We start from the raw sequence: 20,252 nt of genomic DNA on the forward strand, positions 1-20,252 counted from the left end.
GTGTGGACTGATAATCAGTGGGAGATGAACATCCCCACTGATTAAAGTTTCACTTTATCATAAGCAACTAGGTGTAAGAACGCAACCTTAAGAAGAAGTATGCTTCTTCTTGTACTTGCACTTATCGCGGTTCGAATATGACACCGATACCGCATTACTACTTTCTATTGTACCGTTTTCTTTCGTTACCGTGCAAATAACTTCCCTTATTAATTATTGCCCCGCACGGATTAAGATTTACTGACCTTCTTAACCTCAATCTTTATTTAAATAAAAAAGGCCCCTATAATAGGAGCCTTCACAAACTCTTAAGAGTATGTTTCTTCTTTCTTTACTTGCTCTTTTACAAGCTCTTTCAATAATTCTATAATTTCATCATTCTCTTCTTTCAAACCAACAGTAATACGAATACCATCATGTATACCAAATGCAGCACCAGAACGAACAATATATCCTTTCTTCATTAATCGTTCGAAAGCCTCATTACCAGGAATACCGAGTTTTAAGAAAATGAAATTTGTTTGAGATGGATAATAGAATACGTTATACTCCTTACAAAATGTGTAATATTGATATAATCCTTCTTCATTCTTTTTCACACAGTCTTGTAAAAATGCTTGATCTTCTAATGCAGCAAGTGCTACAGATTGCGCTACAGTCGATGTATTAAATGGTAACCTTGCTACTTCTAGCTGCCCGATTAACTCCGCATTACCAACCGCATATCCGATACGGAAAGCAGCTAAACCATATGCTTTTGAAAATGTACGTAATACCATAAGATTTTCATACTTTTCAAGAAGTGGTAATGTTTGCGGATAGTCTTCTGCTCCCGCATATTCATAATATGCTTCGTCCATAATAACAAGCGCTGACTTAGGAACTGATTCTAAAAATGAAAGTAATTTTTGTTTTTCTACATATGTACCTGTTGGATTATTCGGGTTACAGATCCATACAATCTTCGTTTTATCATCTACTTGCTGTAACATCGCATCTAGATCGTGAATGCCATCTTTAAGTGGTACTTCACGAACTTCTGCTCCTTCAATAACAGCATGGTGATGGTATTGCGAGAATGTTGGATTCGCCATTACAACATTTGTTCCTTCGTGTAGTAATGCACGACTAATCATTTGAATGACTTCATCTAATCCACTACCAAATAACAGTTGTTCCGCTTTAACACCTAAATGTTTTGCTACTTGTGTCCGAAGTTCAAAGGCATATCCATCTGGATAAAGAGCGTATTGACTCGCTAAAGAAGTTAATGCTTCTGTTACGCGCGCTGAGCAACCGAATGGATTTTCGTTCGATGCTAATTTCACAATTTTTGATAACCCATATTCCCTTTTTACTTCTTCAATATTTTTCCCAGGTACATATGCTCTCAAAGTTAACAATTGCTCTTTCACTCTCATTTTTCTTCCCCCAGTCATTTTATTCAATTCGATTACAATACAGTTATAATTCCTCATTGTAATCGTTTATCATTACCGTCACTATTACGAGAACACCTCTAAACAAGCACTTCGCACTTCTTAAACCATATCCTTTTGAAATGCCTCTAACGCAATATGAACAGTCTCATCTGGAATAGATACGACATTCACTACCCCATATTCCTGCATTAACACCATATGAATTGCTCCAGCATTTGCTTTCTTATCTTGTTTCATCAATTGAACGAGACGCTCTACATTCAAATCACTTGGCATTTTTGGATAGCCGTACTTTAAGAACCACTGCTTCATCTCTTCATAAAAAAGATCAACCTTATACACTTGCTCACTTAAAAACAAGGCAAATAACATTCCAACCGCTACTCCGTCACCGTGAGTAATGTTTCCATATCCTAGTTCTTTTTCAAGAGCATGGCCTAACGTATGCCCAAAGTTCAAATGAGCACGTACACCTTTTTCTGTTTCATCTTGTGCTACAATGTTTGCCTTTACAGGAATCGCCTTCGTTAATATATGGATTAATTTCTCATCACGAAGATCTGCTAATGTTTGCACTTCCTCTTTTAGCCAATGATACAGCTTTACATCACCAATAAGAGCATGTTTGATCACTTCTGCATAACCTGAACGCCACTCTTTCTCAGGAAGAGACTGTAAAAACGGCGTATGATATACAACCGCTTCAGGTTGATGGAATGCCCCTATCATATTTTTACCTAACGGATGATTAATCGCTACTTTTCCACCTACTGCACTATCGTGAGCTAATAAAGTCGTTGGAACTTGAATAAAGCGGATTCCACGCATAAACGACGCGGCAACAAAACCAGCTAAATCTCCAATCATCCCGCCGCCAAGTGCAATAATTAAAGAATTTCTATCTAATTTATTTTCAAGAGCTGACGTATGAGCCGCATAGAAATTTTCAAAAGACTTCTCTTTCTCGCCACTCGGTACAACGAATGAAAATACTTTTTGCTCTATTTGCAACGCATCTACAACTGTCTGTAAATGTAAAGATGCAACAGCTTCATCTGAAATGATCATAATGTTTGATACAGATGGCTGTATGTTTTGAATAATTGTTGTCAAATGTGACAACGATTCTTTTCCTACATGCACATCATATTCTTTTGATTTCGTTTGAATATGTATGTTTCCCATTAAAATCCCCTCGCATATTCATTATGTTTCTCAATATTTTCACGAATAAGGTCCATACGATCTAATCCGAATTGTTCTATTAAAGCTGTAGCTAATTCCCAAGCTACAACCGCTTCTGCAACGACACTAGCTGCTGGAACAGCACAACTATCTGAACGTTCAATACTTGCTGTAAAAGGCTCTTTCGTATCAATATCGACACTTTGAAGAGGTTTATATAGTGTAGGTATCGGTTTCATCACACCGCGCACAACAATTGGCATACCAGTCGTCATACCGCCTTCTAATCCACCTGCATTATTTGTTCTTCGTGTATATCCACGCTCTTCATTCCAAAGAATTTCATCATGAACTTCGCTACCCGGTCTATGTGCTGCTTCAAAACCAATTCCAATCTCAACACCTTTAAAGGCATTAATGCTCATAATTGCGGCTGCTAATTTTGCATCCAGTTTTCGATCATAATGCACATAGCTCCCTACTCCAATTGGCATGCCTTCCACAATTACTTCAACAATGCCACCGATTGAATCACCATTTGCTTTCGCATCATCAATTGCTTTAATCATTTGATTACCAGCTTCTTCATCTAAACAACGTACAGGTGATACTTCTGTAATGCTTTTTACTTCTTCAATTGAACGATACGTAGTCTCCTTAGCCTGTACACCGCCAATTTCAATTACATGGCCCGCTACTGTAATACCAAGTTCCGCTAACACTTTTTTTGCAACCGCACCAGCAGCAACACGTACTGTCGTTTCACGAGCTGAAGAGCGTTCCAGTACATTTCTCATATCTCTATGCCCATATTTAATCGCACCATTTAAATCAGCATGTCCAGGTCTTGGTTTTGTTACTTTCCTTTTCATTTCTTTTTCTTCTTGTTCCGTTAACGGCTCTGCACCCATAATTTTTGTCCAATGTGCAAAATCACGGTTTTCAACAACAAGTGCAATTGGAGAACCTAATGTCTCTCCATGTCTAACACCACTTACAATTTGCGCTTGATCCGTTTCAATTTGCATGCGTCTACCACGCCCATATCCCTTTTGCCTTCTAGCTAACTCTTCATTTATATCATCCGCTACTAAAGGTAGTCCTGCTGGTACACCTTCTATAATCGTTGTAAGTTGTGGACCATGAGATTCACCAGCTGTAATATATCGCATACGTTATTCCTCTTTTCGTATATGTATTTATCTCGCTATATTAAGCAATGATATTATCTTTCATTACTCTAAAAATATGAAAGAAACTATATAATTGATCAGCCATTCGCTTATTCTCCGATAGGCCTTTTACTTTACATATCAATATATCATAACGGCTCTAACTTCGTAACTAATTGAAATAAAAAAAGCGCAAGAAGAATACCCCTATTCTTCTTGCGCTTTTTACTATTATCACAGTGATTAAAGCGTTTACAAATTATTTCAAAATAATTAGTAAATCCATTCATTCATTAATTTTGAGTAGTCAACTAATTCTTCTTCTTTAAAGAAAATAGCAATCTCGCGCTCTGCACTTTCTAACGAATCAGAACCATGGATAATGTTTTTCGCAACAGTTACACCGAAATCTCCACGAATTGTTCCAGGAGCTGCTTCATGTGGTCTTGTTTTACCCATCATGTTACGAGCTGTATCTACTACACCTTCACCTTGCCATACCATTGCAAATACAGGGCCTGATGTAATAAAGTCTACTAATTCACCAAAGAAAGGTTTTTCTGTGTGCTCAGCATAGTGTTGTCCAGCAATTTCCGGAGTAACTTGCATTAATTTTGCACCAACTAATTGAAAGCCCTTCTTCTCAAAACGAGCTACAATTTCCCCAATGAAGGCACGTTGTACACCGTCTGGTTTAACCATTAGAAATGTTTTTTCCATAAAAAATCTCTCCACTTCTGAATTATGTATGTAATTGTATATCCCCACACACATATTAACACCCTTATCACAATTGTGCAATAGTTTTGAAATAGAGAGATTATTTTATTTTTTAGAAAAAACACTAAAATTTTCGTTTTCCAATATACTTTGCTACATTTTGTAATGCATACTTCGCTTGTCCACGCGGGAGTGGTTTTATAATTTCTAATGCTTTATGTAAATAACGTTCACTAAACGCAAATGCTTTATCAATAGCATCACTATTCTTTACAGCCTCAATAATTTCTTTCATTTCATCTGCTTGTGTATTTTCGTGTACAGATCTGATTTTCTTACGAAGCACTGGATCTTCCATAGCGTATAGGGCAGGAAGCGTAATATTTCCTTGCAACAAATCTCCGCCAGCAGGTTTCCCAAGCTTCTCTTCTGTGGAAACGAAATCTAGAATGTCATCAATAATTTGGTACGACATTCCTACAAAATACCCATACCAAAATAGTCGATTTACCGTATCACGACTAGCGCCAGCTGCAATTGCTCCTAATTGACAACTCGCAGCAATTAATAACGCTGTTTTTCGCTTTATCCTTCTTAAATACGTTCTTAAGTTTTGATCATAGTTATATTTATCTTTAATTTGTTCTATTTCACCTTTACAAACTTCTAAAATGGTATGCGATAGCGCCTGATGCGCCTCCGGAATTTCGATATTTGTTATACATTCAAGAGACTTAGCGAATAGATAATCGCCTGTATACATTGCAATACGATCTCCCCATTTCGCATTCACAGTTGCGCTACCACGTCGTAAAAATGCAGCATCAATAACATCATCGTGAACAAGAGAAGCCATATGAATAAGTTCTAACGCAACAGCTACATGCTTAATTGCATCTAACTTATAATCTCCAAATTTCCCCGCAAGCAACACAAATACAGGACGAATTCGCTTCCCACCAGCTTCAATAAGTTGTAATGCCGCCTCTTCTACTAATGGCTGTTCAGAAGCAACTGTTCTTTTTAATTCTTTTTCTATCACATTAATATCCGATCGTAAAAAAGAGTACATAAGTTGTAACTTCATATTGTTCACCTTAACCTAAAACTTCTTTTTTCTTTTTTCTATTTTGATTCTGGTTTCATACCTAAATGCATCGCTGCTACCCCAAAAGTAAACGGCTTCACTTGTACACGTTCAAGTCCAGCTTTTTCGAACATCTTAGCCAATTCTTTCATACCAGGGAATGTACTAGCAGATTCTTGTAGCCATGAATATTCTTTATAACTTTTCGCAAATAACTTTCCAAATAACGGCATGATATATTTAAAGTATAAAGTATACCCTTGTCGAAAACCAATCATTGTTGGTTGAGATGTTTCCAAACAAATTACTTTTCCACCTGGTTTTACTACACGTGTCATTTCTTTTAATACGTGCATATAATCCGGTACGTTACGTAAACCAAACCCAATCGTTACATAATCAAATGTGTTATCTTCAAATGGAAGTTCCATTGCATTCCCATGTAGAAGTTCTACTTGTTTTAATTGTAACGTTTCTACCTTTTGCTTACCGACAGATAACATATTTTCACTGAAGTCTAAACCAACAACCTTGCCCTGCTCACCTACCGCTCCAGCTAGCGCAATTGTCCAGTCCGCTGTCCCGCAGCATACATCAAGCGCTTTACTACCTGGTTTTACATCCATAATACGCATCGTCTCTTTACGCCACGCTTTATGTCTTTGAAAACTAATTACAGAATTCATTACATCATATTTATCAGAGATTTTCTCAAATACATCATGTACTCTTTCTTCTTTTGATTGTTGCATGCTCGTACCTTCTTCCAATGTAAAATTGCTTATGTCTTCGATTTATCTCTTAACACAGAGTTTATTTCGCTTATATCTGTGTGATTTTCTAAAAATTGATTTTCTTTCTTTCTCAATTCCAACTTCCATCCATTAATAACTGTTTCTGCATCCGCTTTATCGTTCGAAATCCCTTGAACTGCTTGAAAAACAGGTGAATGTTGTTTATCAGCATGTAGTTCACATTCTTTTTGAAGACGATTTTTTCCTAGTACATACGTTATAAACGGCTTCCAATGCGATAAATGAAAATGATCACATGTTTTTTGCAAGAGTGCAGACTCAATTGTTACTACACTTTCCATTATGTCATCCATCGTTTTATGCGCTTTTTGATATAACATTATTTTGTGTTCATTAATTTCTTTAATTCCTTCAGCAAGCGCACGAATTAAAACAATATCACGATTCATAGAAAATAAGTAATAATATAACCCGCTATAGTAATCACCAGCAAGTACTGTTAGCTGACGACGTTTATGCGATTCATTTGCTTCTTCTCCTGCTTTATTTGATACTCTTTCATGTGTATCAAGCGCAATTTGCACAAGCATAATCGTTACTACATAATGCTCAATTTGTTCTATATGTAAATTTGCACTTTTTAAAGCACCGTATAACAATGCTATTTTTTCTTCATCAATAAATGGTTCTTCAATATAGTTTATAAAATAAGGATGGCGTAATTTCTCCATCAATTTCTCTCTTATACCCGCATACCCTCCGTAGATGTCACACACAAAAATCACCCTTGTTTTCTAATTCATAAAACTTATTATAACACATACATTCTATTTTCTATAACCAAAACTTGGCTACTCTTTCCAAACTTCCACCGAACTAAATAACATCTTCTATTCTTTTAAGTAGTCTTTCTATTCTCACTCTGCCTTACTAAAACTATATCATTTATTTACATAAAAAAAAAAGAAAAGCAGTTTCCCACTTTTCTTTACTTCGTTTTAATAAAAGATAAAATTTCACTACGTGCTGCAGCATCATTTTCTAGCACACCACGTACTGCTGTTGTTACTGTTTTCGCACCTGGCTTTTTCACACCACGCATCGTCATACACATATGTTCCGCTTCTACTACTACCATTACACCATGCGGCTCTAGTACTTCCATAATAGAGTTCGCTACTGTTGATGTAATACGTTCTTGCAGTTGTGGACGACGTGCAATTGTATCTACAGTACGAGCTAATTTACTTAACCCTGTCACTTTTCCGCCTTGCGGAATATATGCAACGTGAGCAACTCCATAGAATGGAACTAAATGATGCTCACACATCGAATAAAACGGTATATCTTTTACTAATACAAGCTCCTCGTGATCTTCTCCGAACACTTTATGCAAATGTTCTTTCGGATCTTCGTGCATACCCGCGAACACTTCTGCGTACATTTTTGCAACACGCTTTGGTGTATCAAGTACTCCCTCACGATTTGGATCATCTCCGATTGCCTCTAAAATAAGGCGTACTGCATGTTCAATTTGTTCTAAATTAACTTTTGCCATCCGCTAGCCCTCCCGAAAACCTAAAAGTGATACGAACACATTCTAGCATATTTATGTTTTTAAAAGCAAAAAGAAGAGTTCCCAAAAAGGAAACTCTTCTTCCCTGTTAATATGTAAGGATTATTTAACCGCATCTTTTAACGCTTTACCAGGTTTGAATGCAGGTACTTTACTTGCAGCGATTTCAATCTCCTCACCTGTTTGTGGGTTACGACCTTTACGAGCCGCACGCTCACGAACTTCGAAGTTACCGAATCCGATCAGTTGTACTTTATCACCTTGTTTTAAAGCTTCTAAGATAGAATCAAAAACAGCGTCTACTGCTTTTGTTGCGTCCTTTTTAGAAAGGGAACTTGCTTCTGCAACAGCATTGATTAAATCTGTCTTGTTCATGCCATTCACCTCCTCCCAAAGATAAGACTGTATAATGATCATAAAATGAGTCTTACTTTCATTTGTAGGCAATTTTTGCAAATTCTATACTACAAAGATGTAGATAAATCATTATCAACGCCTATATTATACGATTCTCCTTTATAATTCAATATTTTTAAGGAAATTGTTACTCTTAAAATGTGAAAATCTGATGAAACTTGACAATTTACAACAATATATTAGATAATGACTGTTTATTTCTCTATTCTATACGCGAAAATCAAAAAAATCCCTCTACGATGAGAGGGATTTTTTTCTTATAATATAATCGCAATTAATCCGCCAGATCCTTCATTAATAATTCTTTCTAGCGTTTCTTTTAATTTATATCTCGCATTTTCTGGCATTAAAGATAGTTTCGCTTGAATACCTTCTCGAACAATAGAGCTAAGCGAACGTCCAAATATATCAGAATTCCAAATTGATAATGGGTCATCTTCAAAATCTTGCATTAAGTAACGAACTAGTTCTTCACTTTGCTTTTCCGTACCAATGATTGGCTCAAACGTAGACTCCACATCTACTTTAATCATATGAATAGACGGAGCTACAGCTTTTAATTTCACACCAAACCTTGAACCGTGACGAATAATTTCTGGCTCATCTAAGCTCATATCAGCTAACGCAGGCGCCGCTACACCATATCCTGTTTGCTTTACCATACGCAGGGCATCCGCCACTTGATCGTATTCTACTTTCGCATGAGACAAATCGAGCATAAGTTTCAATAAATGATCTTTCCCTCGAATTTCTACCCCTACTACTTCTTTTAAAATTTGATCATATAATTCATCTGGTGCATATAAATCAATCTCCGCTACACCTTGCCCCATATCAATGCCAGCTAGGCTCGCTCGATCAATAAATTCATACTGACTAAACTGCCAAACAACACGGTCCACATCACGAAGACGTTTTATATCCTTGACAGTCTCCTGAACAGCTTCTTGATAACTTTGGCGTAACCAATGCCCTTCATTTAGCACCATTACCCAGCTCGGAAGATTAACATTCACTTCTAAAACAGGGAATTCAAATAACGCCTCTCGAAGCACATTGTACACGTCTGTTTCTCTTAAACTTTCAACACTCATTGCAATGACTGGGATATCATATTCTTCAGATAAACTTTGGCGCAATTGCTCTGTATCTGGATGATACGGCTGTACAGTATTAATGATCATAATGAAAGGTTTTCCTACCTCTTTTAACTCATTTACTACGCGTTCTTCTGCCTCTATATAATCTCTTCTTGGAATTTCACCAATCGTTCCATCTGTTGTAATCACAACACCAATTGTTGAATGTTCCTGAATTACTTTACGTGTTCCGATTTCTGCAGCTTCATGGAACGGAATAGGTTCTTCATACCAAGGAGTATTAATCATGCGAGGGCCATTCTCATCTTCATAGCCTTTTGCTCCCGGAACCGTATATCCGACGCAATCTACCAATCGAATATTCACTTCAAGACCTTCATCTACTTCGATAGAAACCGCTTGGTTTGGAACAAACTTCGGTTCCGTCGTCATGATTGTACGTCCAGCAGCACTTTGAGGCAGTTCATCCTGCGCCCTTTGACGGTCAGACTCATTCTCAATATTAGGAATAACTACAAGTTCCATAAATTTTTTAATGAATGTTGATTTTCCTGTTCGAACAGCTCCTACAACTCCAAAATAAATATCACCGCCTGTGCGTTCCGCAATATCTTTAAAAATATCTACCTTTTCCAAGTGATTCCCTCCCTCAAAATTTTTGGGAATAATTCCACGTTTATAGTCAACTAATACCTTCTCTAACGTTGCCTATAATATCTGATATAATATAATGGTATTCTAGAAGTTCGGACAATATATCATATAATTTTGTCCAATTTCATATGACTATTTAAAAATATCGTTTGTTTGCATCACAAGTTGTATAACATAAAAAACCTTTCTTCTAGAACTTATTCGCTAAAAGAAAGGTTCATGACTTATGATTTAAAAAAAATTGGTTCTCCGTCTTTTACCGTATACGGTAGAGAATAGGCAGGAACAAATGGAGAATCTTTCGATAGTATATTCCGGATATCTTCTCCCTCCTTAAATTGGCCTTCATTTTGTTTTAATGCTTCATATAGATCCATTCTATAGTCAACAAAAACTTCCCCTTTTTCATTGATTACTAAAGGCAACCCTTTACCAGAATACGGACTTGTTACTTGTGGTATATCTTTATATCCTAGTTTTTTGAAATCTAATTCATAGACACCATCTGAAATTACTTTTTTAAAAGGTGGATATTGATGGTCATCACGGTACATTTTAAGTTTCAATGTTAATTCCTGAATTTGCTCAGCCATCCTTACATCAATTAACTTTACAGTTGGATTCGTTTCAACATCTATTAATACGTACTGATATACTCCACCACTTTCATATGCATTCCCCGGTGCTTCTTGTATGTAACGCGGAGCAATCTTTTGAAAATCGATTGGATACTTTTGATAAATAGGCGTACTCATATCCCGCGTCTTAATTGGCAATATCCCCTCATTTTGTTCTTTAAATGTCGCAACAGCTTTTTGAACGACTTGTAGCTGATCTTCATAAGGAACAGCATTTTGTTTCATATTTTCTTTCGGATACAAACACCCTGTTAAAAGGCTCATACAACAAAATATTAAAATAATATGGACTTTTTTCACTAGCAATCACCTTTTCATACTAATATAGCTTGCTTCGTATGTAGCATTTTCGGACCATCCTCTTTACTGCTGTACAGGTCCACTAAATACAACAAGAAAAATAACAATTCCTGAAACAATCATAAGGGTGTACGCTACTAACGCTGTAATCCCTTTCAAAAATTTATTCTTTATTTTATATCTGCTTAGTAAAATAAAACTTACTGCAAAAAACATAAATCCAATTGCCCCTAAAGCAAACCACATTTTTATAAGCCCTTCCGACATATACACACCCCTTTTCATTATCTATTTTTATACTATTTTAACAAATTAAAATCTTTAAACAAATAAAAAAAGAACATTTTACTACGAATTTGCTAATATGTAACTTTAATCAACAGGATTTCCACATTTTCCATTAATGTATATAAAAATAAAAACCGAAACGAGTGTATCCCTCGCTTCGGTTGACCAAATATGCCCAAAACAGCTCTATTCCCATACTTTCATGGCTATCATATGCAATCTACAAACTCTTTGTTTCTCATAATTTATTTTTTAAACATTTTGCTTAACGAACCAAAATCTGCCGGCATATTATTGTTAATAATCGCTTTTACAATTTGATCCTCTTGTTCTTTCGGCACTTCACGTCCTGCCATAAGAGCCACTTGATGAATCAATTGACGAAGTACAGTCTCATCACGTAAATTCGCATTTTGTACAGATGATGCTAATTTAAAAATATCTTCTTTATTCACTTTCGCTTCTTTTTCAATGTTATTAAAAATGTTATTATCCATTCTTTTCACCCTCTCCTCAAGTTACTCTTCATCCTATGCAAAAATAAAAAAATGGTGAAAAGACCCAAAAAAATAAAAAGCGCCAGAAGTACAATTGTACTTCTGGCGCTCTTCTTTAAAGTAAGTCAGGTATAGCTTCCACTTCATGTTTTCGAACACGTCCCATTAATGAGCCTACCGCATCTTTTACGTTATTCCCATTGAACAGTACGTCATATAAAGCAGCTGTAATCGGCATTTCAACTTCCATTTTCTCTGCTAATTCATGAGCAGCTTTCGTTGTTCTTACACCTTCTACAACCATACCCATACTTTCTAACACTTCTTCTAAAGAGTGTCCTTTTCCAAGCATATTTCCAGCGCGCCAATTGCGGCTATGAACACTTGTACACGTTACAATTAAGTCTCCCATTCCAGTTAGACCAGCAAACGTTAACGGATTTCCGCCCATTTTTCTTCCTAAACGAGCAATCTCCGTTAAACCGCGTGTCATTAATGCTGCTTTTGCATTATCACCTAATCCAAGTCCATCAGTTATTCCAGCAGCTAATGCGATAATATTTTTTAACGCACCGCCAAGCTCAACTCCAACGATATCTGGATTTGTGTATACACGGAAGTAGCTATTCATAAACAAGTCTTGTACTTCCTCAGCCGCTTCCATACGCTTTGCTGCAGACGTAACAGTTGTCTCTTGGCGTAAGCCGACTTCTTCAGCATGACTCGGTCCAGACAGTACAACAACATCTTTAATTAAGTTCTCTGGAATTTCTTCCTCAATCACTTCCGAAATACGTTTTGACGTACCAGGTTCAATTCCTTTACTTGCATGAATCCAAGTAGTCGGACCTGCTACATATTTCTTCATATCTTGTAGCACTTCTCTATACGCTTTTGTTGGTACTACAAGAAGTACTACATTTACATCTACTAATGCTTCTTCTAAAGAAGAGTAGGCTACGATTGTGCTTGGCAATGTAATGCCTGGGAGATATCGACTGTTCTCATGTTTCGTATTAATCTCATCCATAAGTTCAGTACGATGTCCCCAAATACGTACATCATGTCCATTGTCAGCTAATACCATCGCTAACGCTGTTCCCCAACTACCTGCTCCTACTACTGTGATTTTTGTCATAAAATCACATCCTCTCCATTAGTCTCTTGCTCTAGCGATAATGTGAATCGGCGTTCCTACAAAACCGAACGCTTCACGTAAACGATTCTTTAAGAAGCGCTCATATGAAAAGTGCATTAATTCTGTATCGTTTACAAACACAACAAATGTTGGTGGTTTTACCGCAACTTGTGTTGCATAGAAGATTTTCAGACGGCTACCATTATGAGTCGGCGTTGGATTCATCGCTACCGCATCCATAATTACATCATTTAATACGTTCGTTTGAATACGGATACTATGACTTTCATTTACTTCATTAATAACTGGTAATAATGTTTGTGTACGTTTTTTCGTTTTCGCAGATAAGAATACAATCGGCGCATACTCTAAAAATTGGAAATGAGCGCGAATGTTTTCTTCAAATGCTTTCATTGTTTTTTCATCTTTTTTCACGGCATCCCATTTGTTTACGACGATAATAACAGCACGTCCTGAATCATGAGCATATCCAGCGATTTTTTTATCTTGTTCAATAATTCCTTCTTCTCCGTCTAAAACGACTAAAACAACGTCAGAACGTTCAATCGCTCTAAGTGCACGAAGTACACTATATTTTTCTGTGCTTTCGTATACTTTCCCTTTTTTACGCATACCAGCTGTATCGATGATTACATAATCTTGACCATCTTTGCTATATGGTGTATCAACCGCATCACGTGTCGTTCCCGCTATATTACTTACAATTACACGTTCTTGACCAAGAAGTGCGTTTACAAGTGATGATTTCCCTACGTTTGGACGTCCAATTAAAGAGAAACGGATTGTTTCATCGTCATACGCTTCTTCTTCAATCTTTGGAAAATGCTTTGCAGCTTCATCTAACAAATCACCAAGTCCTAAACCGTGTGTACCTGAAATCGGGAATGGCTCGCCAAATCCTAATGCATAGAAATCATAAATATCACTACGCATCTCTGGATTATCAACCTTATTTACCGCAAGTACAATTGGTTTTTTAGAGCGGTATAAAATTTTAGCAACTTCTTCATCTGCTGCAGTTACACCATCTCGACCATTCGTCATAAAAATGATAACATCTGCTTCATCAATCGCTACTTCCGCCTGTTGACGAATTTGTGTCAAAAATGGCTCGTCTCCAATATCAATTCCACCTGTATCAATAATGTTAAATTCATGATTTAACCATTCTCCCGCACTATAAATACGGTCTCGCGTTATACCTGGTATATCTTCTACAATTGAAACTCTTTCTCCAACAATTCTATTGAAAATAGTAGATTTTCCTACGTTCGGGCGGCCTACTATTGCTATTACTGGTTTCGGCATATACTTTCATCCTTTCAACTTACATCTGTTTATTATGTAAAAAACCCTTCTTTGTGCAAGAAGGGATTTGCATTCCAGAATAATTCTCAACGTATCAAAACACCTCGTATTATACCACACGTTGCTAATGTTTCACAATAATATATACATTCTCTTGTAAGCGATGCGCAATACCATCTAAAATAGCCTCTAAATTATTTGCAACAAATTCTAGTTCCTCTGTCGTCTCACAAGTAAACAAAGGAGCACCACCTCCAAATTTCTCTGGTTTCGTTGTAATAACTGCGAGAATAACGCTTTCTAACATCATCTCTTATCTCCCCTTCCTTTCGGGGCTTCCGATGACATATGAACGGCACTTTCTAACGTCGGCACATTCCCTATGACACCTATCGCTTTCTCTGCATCTTGATCTTGTGGCAAGACAAATATCCCAACTCTTCCATCCTCTAAATCACGCTTTGCTAACGGTACAAGCGCTGGTGTACCAGAATCTCTATATATCCCTAAAGCAACAGAAACATCGTGCAAAATAGCTTGTCGTTGCCCTAAATTTGCAATTGTAACCATCGCATCAATTGACTTCGGCTTTAGAATAAAACCCATTCCATATTTCATAATTTCCTCTTGTCTTGCTGGCAATCCAATATTCATAATGTAAATATTATCAATATATAGTCCCGCCCCTTCAAAACGAAGCGGAACATGCTCGATTTCAACAAGATCATGTAACCTCTTACCAGACATTAATTTTTTCGCGATAAAAAATGCGATTAGAGCCATAATTACTCCAGCAACCCATGAACGGAATCCTATATACGCAAACGTCGTTGCAAACGACGTTAACATCGCCAAATAGTTACGACTTTCAAAAACTAATGCAATTCCTTCAATGTATGTATTTCCACGTGGTACGAGCTCATATCCATCTAATTGTTGGAGTGTATTTCTTTCCATATTACGCACATCACGAAACTGTGTTGCCGCTAACGTAAGAAACGTAATAGCAGAAAAATCTTTTTTCAAAATTGACGGGATTGCAATTGCTCCTAAGGCCGCTGCAATTAACCCCATCGCAATGTGAATAATTTTCCCATGGAGCCTCGTCGGATATTGCCGCGTATCTGTCCGGAGCATTAGCAATCTTGTTACTGTCCCCGCTATTACGCCGCATAAAATGGCCGGTGTATATTCAGTCATGTATTACCCTCGCCTTTCTTTTACGTGTTTTTCTCTTGAACTGCTCCATATATACTGATGCTTTTGCCATCCAAAACAAAATTACCATGAAAAATGTAGAAACGGCGACGATATCAAAAAACGCTAAACTACCATAATCGTAAGGAAAATGTAGGTTTCGAAAAATAAGCGTCACTAACAATTCTCCCTGTAACATTCCTATATAAAGAGAACATAATCGTAATATGCGATCCTCGTGTAATAAAACCGATGCATACACAAGAGCACCACTTAACAAAAACAACCTGTCCACCACAATCCAAATCGGATCATATACTTCTAACAAATGAAAACTTGTATATAACATGGCAATAATAAGCGCCGAAAGTAAGCTATATAATTTTTTCCAAATAGAATATAGTGTGATTCCTATAAAAGCAACAACAGAAAGTAAAAGTGCATTTACTGATACCGTGAATGAAGCAATCGTTACATGTAACGGAGAGCAAATAATAAAAATCAATATACAGGCGCTTATCTTCCACCGAATAGAGTCCTTTTTCATAAAAAAAGTTACGATAATCCACCCTATCCAAGCTACAAAATAAAAAGTACTCCCTTCCATCATTTCACCTCCTATGTTTTCCATTATGGGAACTTTTTATGAAAGTTAATCCACTTTCTTCGCGCATAGTTTTTTCATAATACAGCAACACTTTTAATAAGGAGGTGCAATTCATTATGGGTAAAGATCGTCAAGAACGAAAACTAAGAGAATCACGCCGCGTTGAATCTGACCGTGACCAATCATTACAATATCCGGGTGCTACTGGGCTCGATACGCCAGAGCAAGCTCGAAAACAAAATCAGCACTAATGAATACAAAAAGACGGTTTCGATATTGTACGAAACCGTCTTTTACATAATTATTTTAATAATTTTTATTTATATCAAAATAATATTTCATTTACGAATCTTCCACTGATTAATTTTCTCCTCCACTTATTTCCCTTGGCCAAATTAAACCTTATCCAATAATCCAGTAATACATTATCTACATTTTCCAGTCGTAACTTTTATAATTCAACATTTATACATCTATATTATTTAATTTTATTTTTATTTTGATAGAATATTAATTCCATTCCTCACTTTATATTACTAAAAAAGAACAGCAAATAAAAAAACAACCAAACGGTTGATTTTTTATCTTCTACTATAATGCGTCGTATCAATACCACGCTGCGTTAACCAATGGTATGTTTCGCCCTTTACAACAAGAGGTACAGATTGTAACTCTTTTATCGTCTTCGCACCAAGAGCAGTCATAATAAATTTCAAATCTGTATGTAATAGATCAATTTCATCTACTAACTTCTCGATACCATCTTGCATTAAAATGCGTAAAAAGTATCCAGCAAACGCAGTTGTATTCGCCCCTAATGCGATTGCTTTCGCTACGTCAAGCGCTGTTTGTATACCCCCAGATGCAATAAAAGAGAGGTTATTATTTGTAGAGGTTGCTTCAATAATCGAGGTTGCTGTTTGTATGCCCCAGTTATTAAAATAAGAAAGCATTCGCTGTCTTCTTTCATTTTCAACAGCAGCAAAATTCGTACCACCTTGTCCACCAATATCAATTGCCGTTACACCTATGCTCGCTAACTGTTGTACCGTTTCCTTACTCATCCCAAATCCAACTTCTTTTACAATGACAGGAACTTTACTCTTTAAAACAATTTTCTCAATGCGTTGAAGTACACCAGTAAAGTCACGGTCTCCTTCTGGCATTGTTAACTCCTGTATAACATTTAAATGAATTTGCAATGCATTCGCTTCAATCATATCAATAGCACGCTTTGCCTGTTCGATAGTTGCCTCACTACCTAAATTAGCAAAGAAAGTACCATTTGGGTTTACCTTCCTGATAATCTTAAAAGATGCAGCCTCACTTTCAACTTTTAACGCCGCCATTTGCGAACCTACAGCCATAGCAAGATTATGATGTTTCGCTACATATGCTAATTGCTCATTAATATGTAATGTTCTCTCTCCGCCACCACCAGTCATCGCATTGATAAAAATCGGCGAACTTAGTGAAAGTTCGCCGATTTTTGTTCCACATGTTATTGTGTCATAACTTGAATTTGGCAAGCTTTGATGCACAAAGTCAATATCATGAAAGCCATGCGTACGAGACTGACCAGTAGAAAGAGCGTATTCAATATGATCTAATTTACGTTTTGCCCTTACCACTTGTACCCCTCTTTATTTCTTTAATTTTTTCAGTTGTTCACCAATAATATCACTTAATTGGAAAGTAGCAGAATCAGCATTTGGTTCATACTGACTGTAATCTTCAGTTACATTATTTTCTTCAAGCGCTTCTTTTATACTTAAAGAAATACGTTTCTCTGCTACATGGACTTCAAGTACTTTCACTTTTACTTCCTGTCCCATTTCCAATGCTTCATTTGGATTTTTCACATGACGATTTGCAATTTGAGATACGTGCACAAGACCTTCAACACCAGGTAAAATTTCAACAAATGCACCGAATGTAACAAGGCGTTTTACTACTCCCTCACGAATATCTCCAGCTTTTATTTCACCAGCAACATTTTCCCAAGGTCCCGGTTGAGCTGCTTTAATTGATAAAGAAATACGTTGTGTATCAGCATCAACTGATAACACCTTTACTTTTACCTTTTGACCTTGCTCTAATACTTCAGAAGGTTGCTCTACACGTTCGTGTGAAATTTGTGAAATATGAACTAAACCGTCCACACCACCAACGTTAACGAAAGCACCAAAATCCGTTAATCGTTGCACTGTTCCTTCAACAACGTCTCCTTCTTTTAATGAAGAAATTGCTTCTTTCTTCTTAGAATCTAGTTCTAATTCTACTACTGCTTTATGCGAAAGAATTACACGATTTTTTTCGCGGTCTAATTCAACAATTTTCACAGCTAATGTTTTGCCTTTATAGTCAGTAAAATCTTCTACATAATGTACTTCTACAAGTGAAGCTGGGATGAACCCACGAACACCAAGGTCCACAACTAATCCACCATTCACGATATCTTTTACAGTAACATCAAATACATGACCAGAAGTAAATTTCTCTTGTAATTCTACCCATGCTTTTTCTGCATCAACAGCACGTTTAGATAAGACAAGATCATCCTCTTCTAATTTAATAATTTTTAATTCTAGTATTTGATCTAATTCTACCACATCGCTTGCTTTTTCAATATGAACGTTAGCTAATTCACTAATTGGAATTACGCCATCTGTTTTGTATCCAACATTTACAAGCACTTGTTTCTCTTCAACTTTCGTTACAGAACCTGTAACAACGTCACCAACTTGTAATTCTTTTGAATCCATAACTTCTTCATTCATTTTCTCTACCATGGAAATACCTCCCTACAGAATTGACAAAGCATTTTTTTATGTATATACGAAATGAAAACAAATGTTTTCATTTGCATGTTTAAGAATTTATCATCACATACTCAGTTTTCATACATTTCCCCAGAAAATATATTAAACCTATATAAATAGTATACAGCAAAATCATCTTGAAGAAAGTATGTTTTGAAATATAATAGCGAATATATTCTGAAAGTTTTATCTCTCTTTTACTAACTTCTTACAAATCCGATCATTTGTCAAGGAAAGAGCTTCACAATTCACGTATACTTTACATTTCTATACAAACAAAAAAGAAAGAGGCTATCCCCTTTCTTTATTTCGCAAACACTCCTGAAACAATGCCCATAATTTTTTGGACAACTTCTTCAATTGATAAAGAAGTTGTGTCTAATTCCAATGCATCATCAGCTTTTTTCAGAGGAGAAACTTCGCGTTCTGAATCTAATTTATCACGCTGAGCAATTTCTTCTTTTAACTGCTCTAAATTAGAATCGAAACCTTTATTTATATTTTCTAAATGTCTTCTTTCTGCTCTTTCTTCAACAGAAGCAAGCATAAAGATCTTCACTTCAGCATCTGGTAACACATGTGTACCAATATCACGGCCATCCATTACAACGCCGCCTTTTTCCGCTAGCTCTTGTTGACGACGTACCATTTCTTCACGAACAAGGCGATGTTTCGCCACAATAGATACTCGATTCGTCACCTCTGGTGTACGAATTACTTCAGAAACATCTTGTCCATTTAAAAATACAAGTTGTGTATTTTCTCCTTGCTGAAATTCAATATTTACATTCTTTACAACTTCCATTAACTGCTCTTCATTTTCAATATCCACTTTTTGCTCAAGGGCTGCATATGTAATTGTACGATACATTGCCCCTGTATCAATATAAACGTAAGAAAGTTTCTTCGCTACAACTTTTGCGACTGTACTTTTTCCAGCAGCTGCTGGACCATCTATAGCAATTGAAATTCGTTTATCCATTGTAACACCTCATTTTTTCACTTATAAAACAAAACGAAAAGCAGGTATTATCCTGCTTCTTCTCATTTGCTTCACGTCATTAAATCCTCAATTATTGTAGCATACTCCTTCCTAGAAGAAAATGAAAACTACCTATTCACCTGTAAGATTTCTGTTTCGTTTTTTACCGTGACACCTTCATAATAAACAATTTTAGATAAATATTTCACTGATGACTTATGTATAAAGAACAATTGCACAACACAAAGACAAATAAATTGTATTATTAATATACGAATAAAAATTTTCTCCACCTTTTTCAACGTAATTGCTCCCTTCTATCCTATATTTATATATTTAGTTTCAC

23 protein-coding genes are annotated in these 20,252 nt (G+C 36.3%); 1 reads left to right on the forward strand and 22 read right to left on the reverse strand.

Annotated elements, in window-relative coordinates; genetic code table 11:
* Positions 1-308: 308 nt before the first annotated feature.
* The 18 genes from hisC to V7S50_RS04555 form a co-directional block, all read right to left on the reverse strand.
* Positions 309-1,421, reverse strand: coding sequence for a histidinol-phosphate transaminase (gene hisC, locus V7S50_RS04470; RefSeq protein ID WP_242251197.1), 1,113 nt, complete (start codon positions 1,419-1,421; stop codon positions 309-311).
* 120 nt (positions 1,422-1,541) lie between these two features.
* Positions 1,542-2,627 (reverse strand): 3-dehydroquinate synthase, encoded by a 1,086-nt coding sequence (aroB, locus tag V7S50_RS04475; RefSeq protein WP_242251195.1) that lies wholly within the window; start codon positions 2,625-2,627, stop codon positions 1,542-1,544.
* Positions 2,627-3,799 (reverse strand): chorismate synthase, encoded by a 1,173-nt coding sequence (gene aroC, locus V7S50_RS04480; RefSeq protein ID WP_336375975.1) that lies wholly within the window; start codon positions 3,797-3,799, stop codon positions 2,627-2,629. Before aroC ends, aroB begins: the two co-directional genes overlap by 1 nt.
* Positions 3,800-4,072: 273 nt before the next feature.
* Entirely contained in the window at positions 4,073-4,519 is a 447-nt protein-coding gene (ndk, locus tag V7S50_RS04485) for a nucleoside-diphosphate kinase (protein ID WP_000415885.1), read from the reverse strand.
* 124 nt (positions 4,520-4,643) lie between these two features.
* Positions 4,644-5,606 carry a heptaprenyl diphosphate synthase component II gene (gene hepT / locus V7S50_RS04490; RefSeq protein ID WP_242251191.1) on the reverse strand — a complete coding sequence of 321 codons (963 nt, stop codon included), beginning with the start codon at positions 5,604-5,606 and terminating at the stop codon, positions 4,644-4,646.
* A gap of 38 nt (positions 5,607-5,644) precedes the next feature.
* Complete coding sequence (menG, locus tag V7S50_RS04495) at positions 5,645-6,358, reverse strand: 2-heptaprenyl-1,4-naphthoquinone methyltransferase (protein WP_098557342.1); 714 nt, start codon at positions 6,356-6,358, stop codon at positions 5,645-5,647.
* A 29-nt stretch (positions 6,359-6,387) separates the two neighbouring features.
* Positions 6,388-7,137: a heptaprenyl diphosphate synthase component 1 gene (locus tag V7S50_RS04500; RefSeq protein WP_242251190.1), complete on the reverse strand. Its 750-nt coding sequence runs from the start codon at positions 7,135-7,137 to the stop codon at positions 6,388-6,390.
* A gap of 212 nt (positions 7,138-7,349) precedes the next feature.
* On the reverse strand, positions 7,350-7,919 hold the full coding sequence (folE, locus tag V7S50_RS04505; protein ID WP_001151478.1) for a GTP cyclohydrolase I FolE: 570 nt from the start codon (positions 7,917-7,919) through the stop codon (positions 7,350-7,352).
* A gap of 120 nt (positions 7,920-8,039) precedes the next feature.
* Positions 8,040-8,312, reverse strand: coding sequence for an HU family DNA-binding protein (locus tag V7S50_RS04510; protein ID WP_001043860.1), 273 nt, complete (start codon positions 8,310-8,312; stop codon positions 8,040-8,042).
* Between the two features lie 299 nt (positions 8,313-8,611).
* Complete coding sequence (spoIVA, locus tag V7S50_RS04515; RefSeq protein WP_000416522.1) at positions 8,612-10,090, reverse strand: stage IV sporulation protein A; 1,479 nt, start codon at positions 10,088-10,090, stop codon at positions 8,612-8,614.
* Between the two features lie 242 nt (positions 10,091-10,332).
* Complete coding sequence (locus tag V7S50_RS04520) at positions 10,333-11,046, reverse strand: hypothetical protein (RefSeq protein WP_242251186.1); 714 nt, start codon at positions 11,044-11,046, stop codon at positions 10,333-10,335.
* 63 nt (positions 11,047-11,109) lie between these two features.
* Positions 11,110-11,313 (reverse strand): DUF2768 domain-containing protein, encoded by a 204-nt coding sequence (locus tag V7S50_RS04525; protein ID WP_001288995.1) that lies wholly within the window; start codon positions 11,311-11,313, stop codon positions 11,110-11,112.
* Between the two features lie 266 nt (positions 11,314-11,579).
* Complete coding sequence (locus V7S50_RS04530) at positions 11,580-11,831, reverse strand: stage VI sporulation protein F (protein ID WP_000369753.1); 252 nt, start codon at positions 11,829-11,831, stop codon at positions 11,580-11,582.
* A 115-nt stretch (positions 11,832-11,946) separates the two neighbouring features.
* Positions 11,947-12,969, reverse strand: a complete 1,023-nt coding sequence (locus V7S50_RS04535) for an NAD(P)H-dependent glycerol-3-phosphate dehydrogenase (RefSeq protein ID WP_063224163.1) — start codon at positions 12,967-12,969, stop codon at positions 11,947-11,949.
* Positions 12,970-12,987: 18 nt separating this feature from the next.
* On the reverse strand, positions 12,988-14,298 hold the full coding sequence (der, locus tag V7S50_RS04540; protein WP_060630177.1) for a ribosome biogenesis GTPase Der: 1,311 nt from the start codon (positions 14,296-14,298) through the stop codon (positions 12,988-12,990).
* A gap of 124 nt (positions 14,299-14,422) precedes the next feature.
* Positions 14,423-14,608, reverse strand: coding sequence for a capping complex subunit for YIEGIA (locus V7S50_RS04545; protein WP_060630176.1), 186 nt, complete (start codon positions 14,606-14,608; stop codon positions 14,423-14,425).
* Complete coding sequence (locus V7S50_RS04550; protein WP_063224164.1) at positions 14,605-15,498, reverse strand: YIEGIA family protein; 894 nt, start codon at positions 15,496-15,498, stop codon at positions 14,605-14,607. Before V7S50_RS04550 ends, V7S50_RS04545 begins: the two co-directional genes overlap by 4 nt.
* Positions 15,491-16,102 carry a YphA family membrane protein gene (locus V7S50_RS04555; protein WP_242251903.1) on the reverse strand — a complete coding sequence of 204 codons (612 nt, stop codon included), beginning with the start codon at positions 16,100-16,102 and terminating at the stop codon, positions 15,491-15,493. Before V7S50_RS04555 ends, V7S50_RS04550 begins: the two co-directional genes overlap by 8 nt.
* A 116-nt stretch (positions 16,103-16,218) precedes the next feature.
* Here V7S50_RS04555 and V7S50_RS04560 point away from each other — a divergent pair, with 116 nt between their 5' ends.
* Complete coding sequence (locus tag V7S50_RS04560; protein WP_000513900.1) at positions 16,219-16,353, forward strand: YpzI family protein; 135 nt, start codon at positions 16,219-16,221, stop codon at positions 16,351-16,353.
* Between the two features lie 330 nt (positions 16,354-16,683).
* Here V7S50_RS04560 and V7S50_RS04565 read toward each other — a convergent pair whose 3' ends face one another.
* The 4 genes from V7S50_RS04565 to V7S50_RS04580 form a co-directional block, all read right to left on the reverse strand.
* Positions 16,684-17,733, reverse strand: a complete 1,050-nt coding sequence (locus V7S50_RS04565) for a type 2 isopentenyl-diphosphate Delta-isomerase (protein ID WP_242251185.1) — start codon at positions 17,731-17,733, stop codon at positions 16,684-16,686.
* Positions 17,734-17,745: 12 nt separating this feature from the next.
* Positions 17,746-18,894, reverse strand: a complete 1,149-nt coding sequence (gene rpsA / locus V7S50_RS04570; protein ID WP_063224167.1) for a 30S ribosomal protein S1 — start codon at positions 18,892-18,894, stop codon at positions 17,746-17,748.
* 334 nt (positions 18,895-19,228) lie between these two features.
* Complete coding sequence (gene cmk, locus V7S50_RS04575) at positions 19,229-19,906, reverse strand: (d)CMP kinase (protein WP_063224168.1); 678 nt, start codon at positions 19,904-19,906, stop codon at positions 19,229-19,231.
* A 128-nt stretch (positions 19,907-20,034) separates the two neighbouring features.
* On the reverse strand, positions 20,035-20,208 hold the full coding sequence (locus V7S50_RS04580) for a YpfB family protein (protein WP_242251183.1): 174 nt from the start codon (positions 20,206-20,208) through the stop codon (positions 20,035-20,037).
* Between the last annotated feature and the right edge of the window lie 44 nt (positions 20,209-20,252).

This window comes from Bacillus sp. CCNWLW194 (assembly GCF_037120585.1).
Taxonomy (GTDB): domain Bacteria; phylum Bacillota; class Bacilli; order Bacillales; family Bacillaceae_G; genus Bacillus_A; species Bacillus_A basilensis.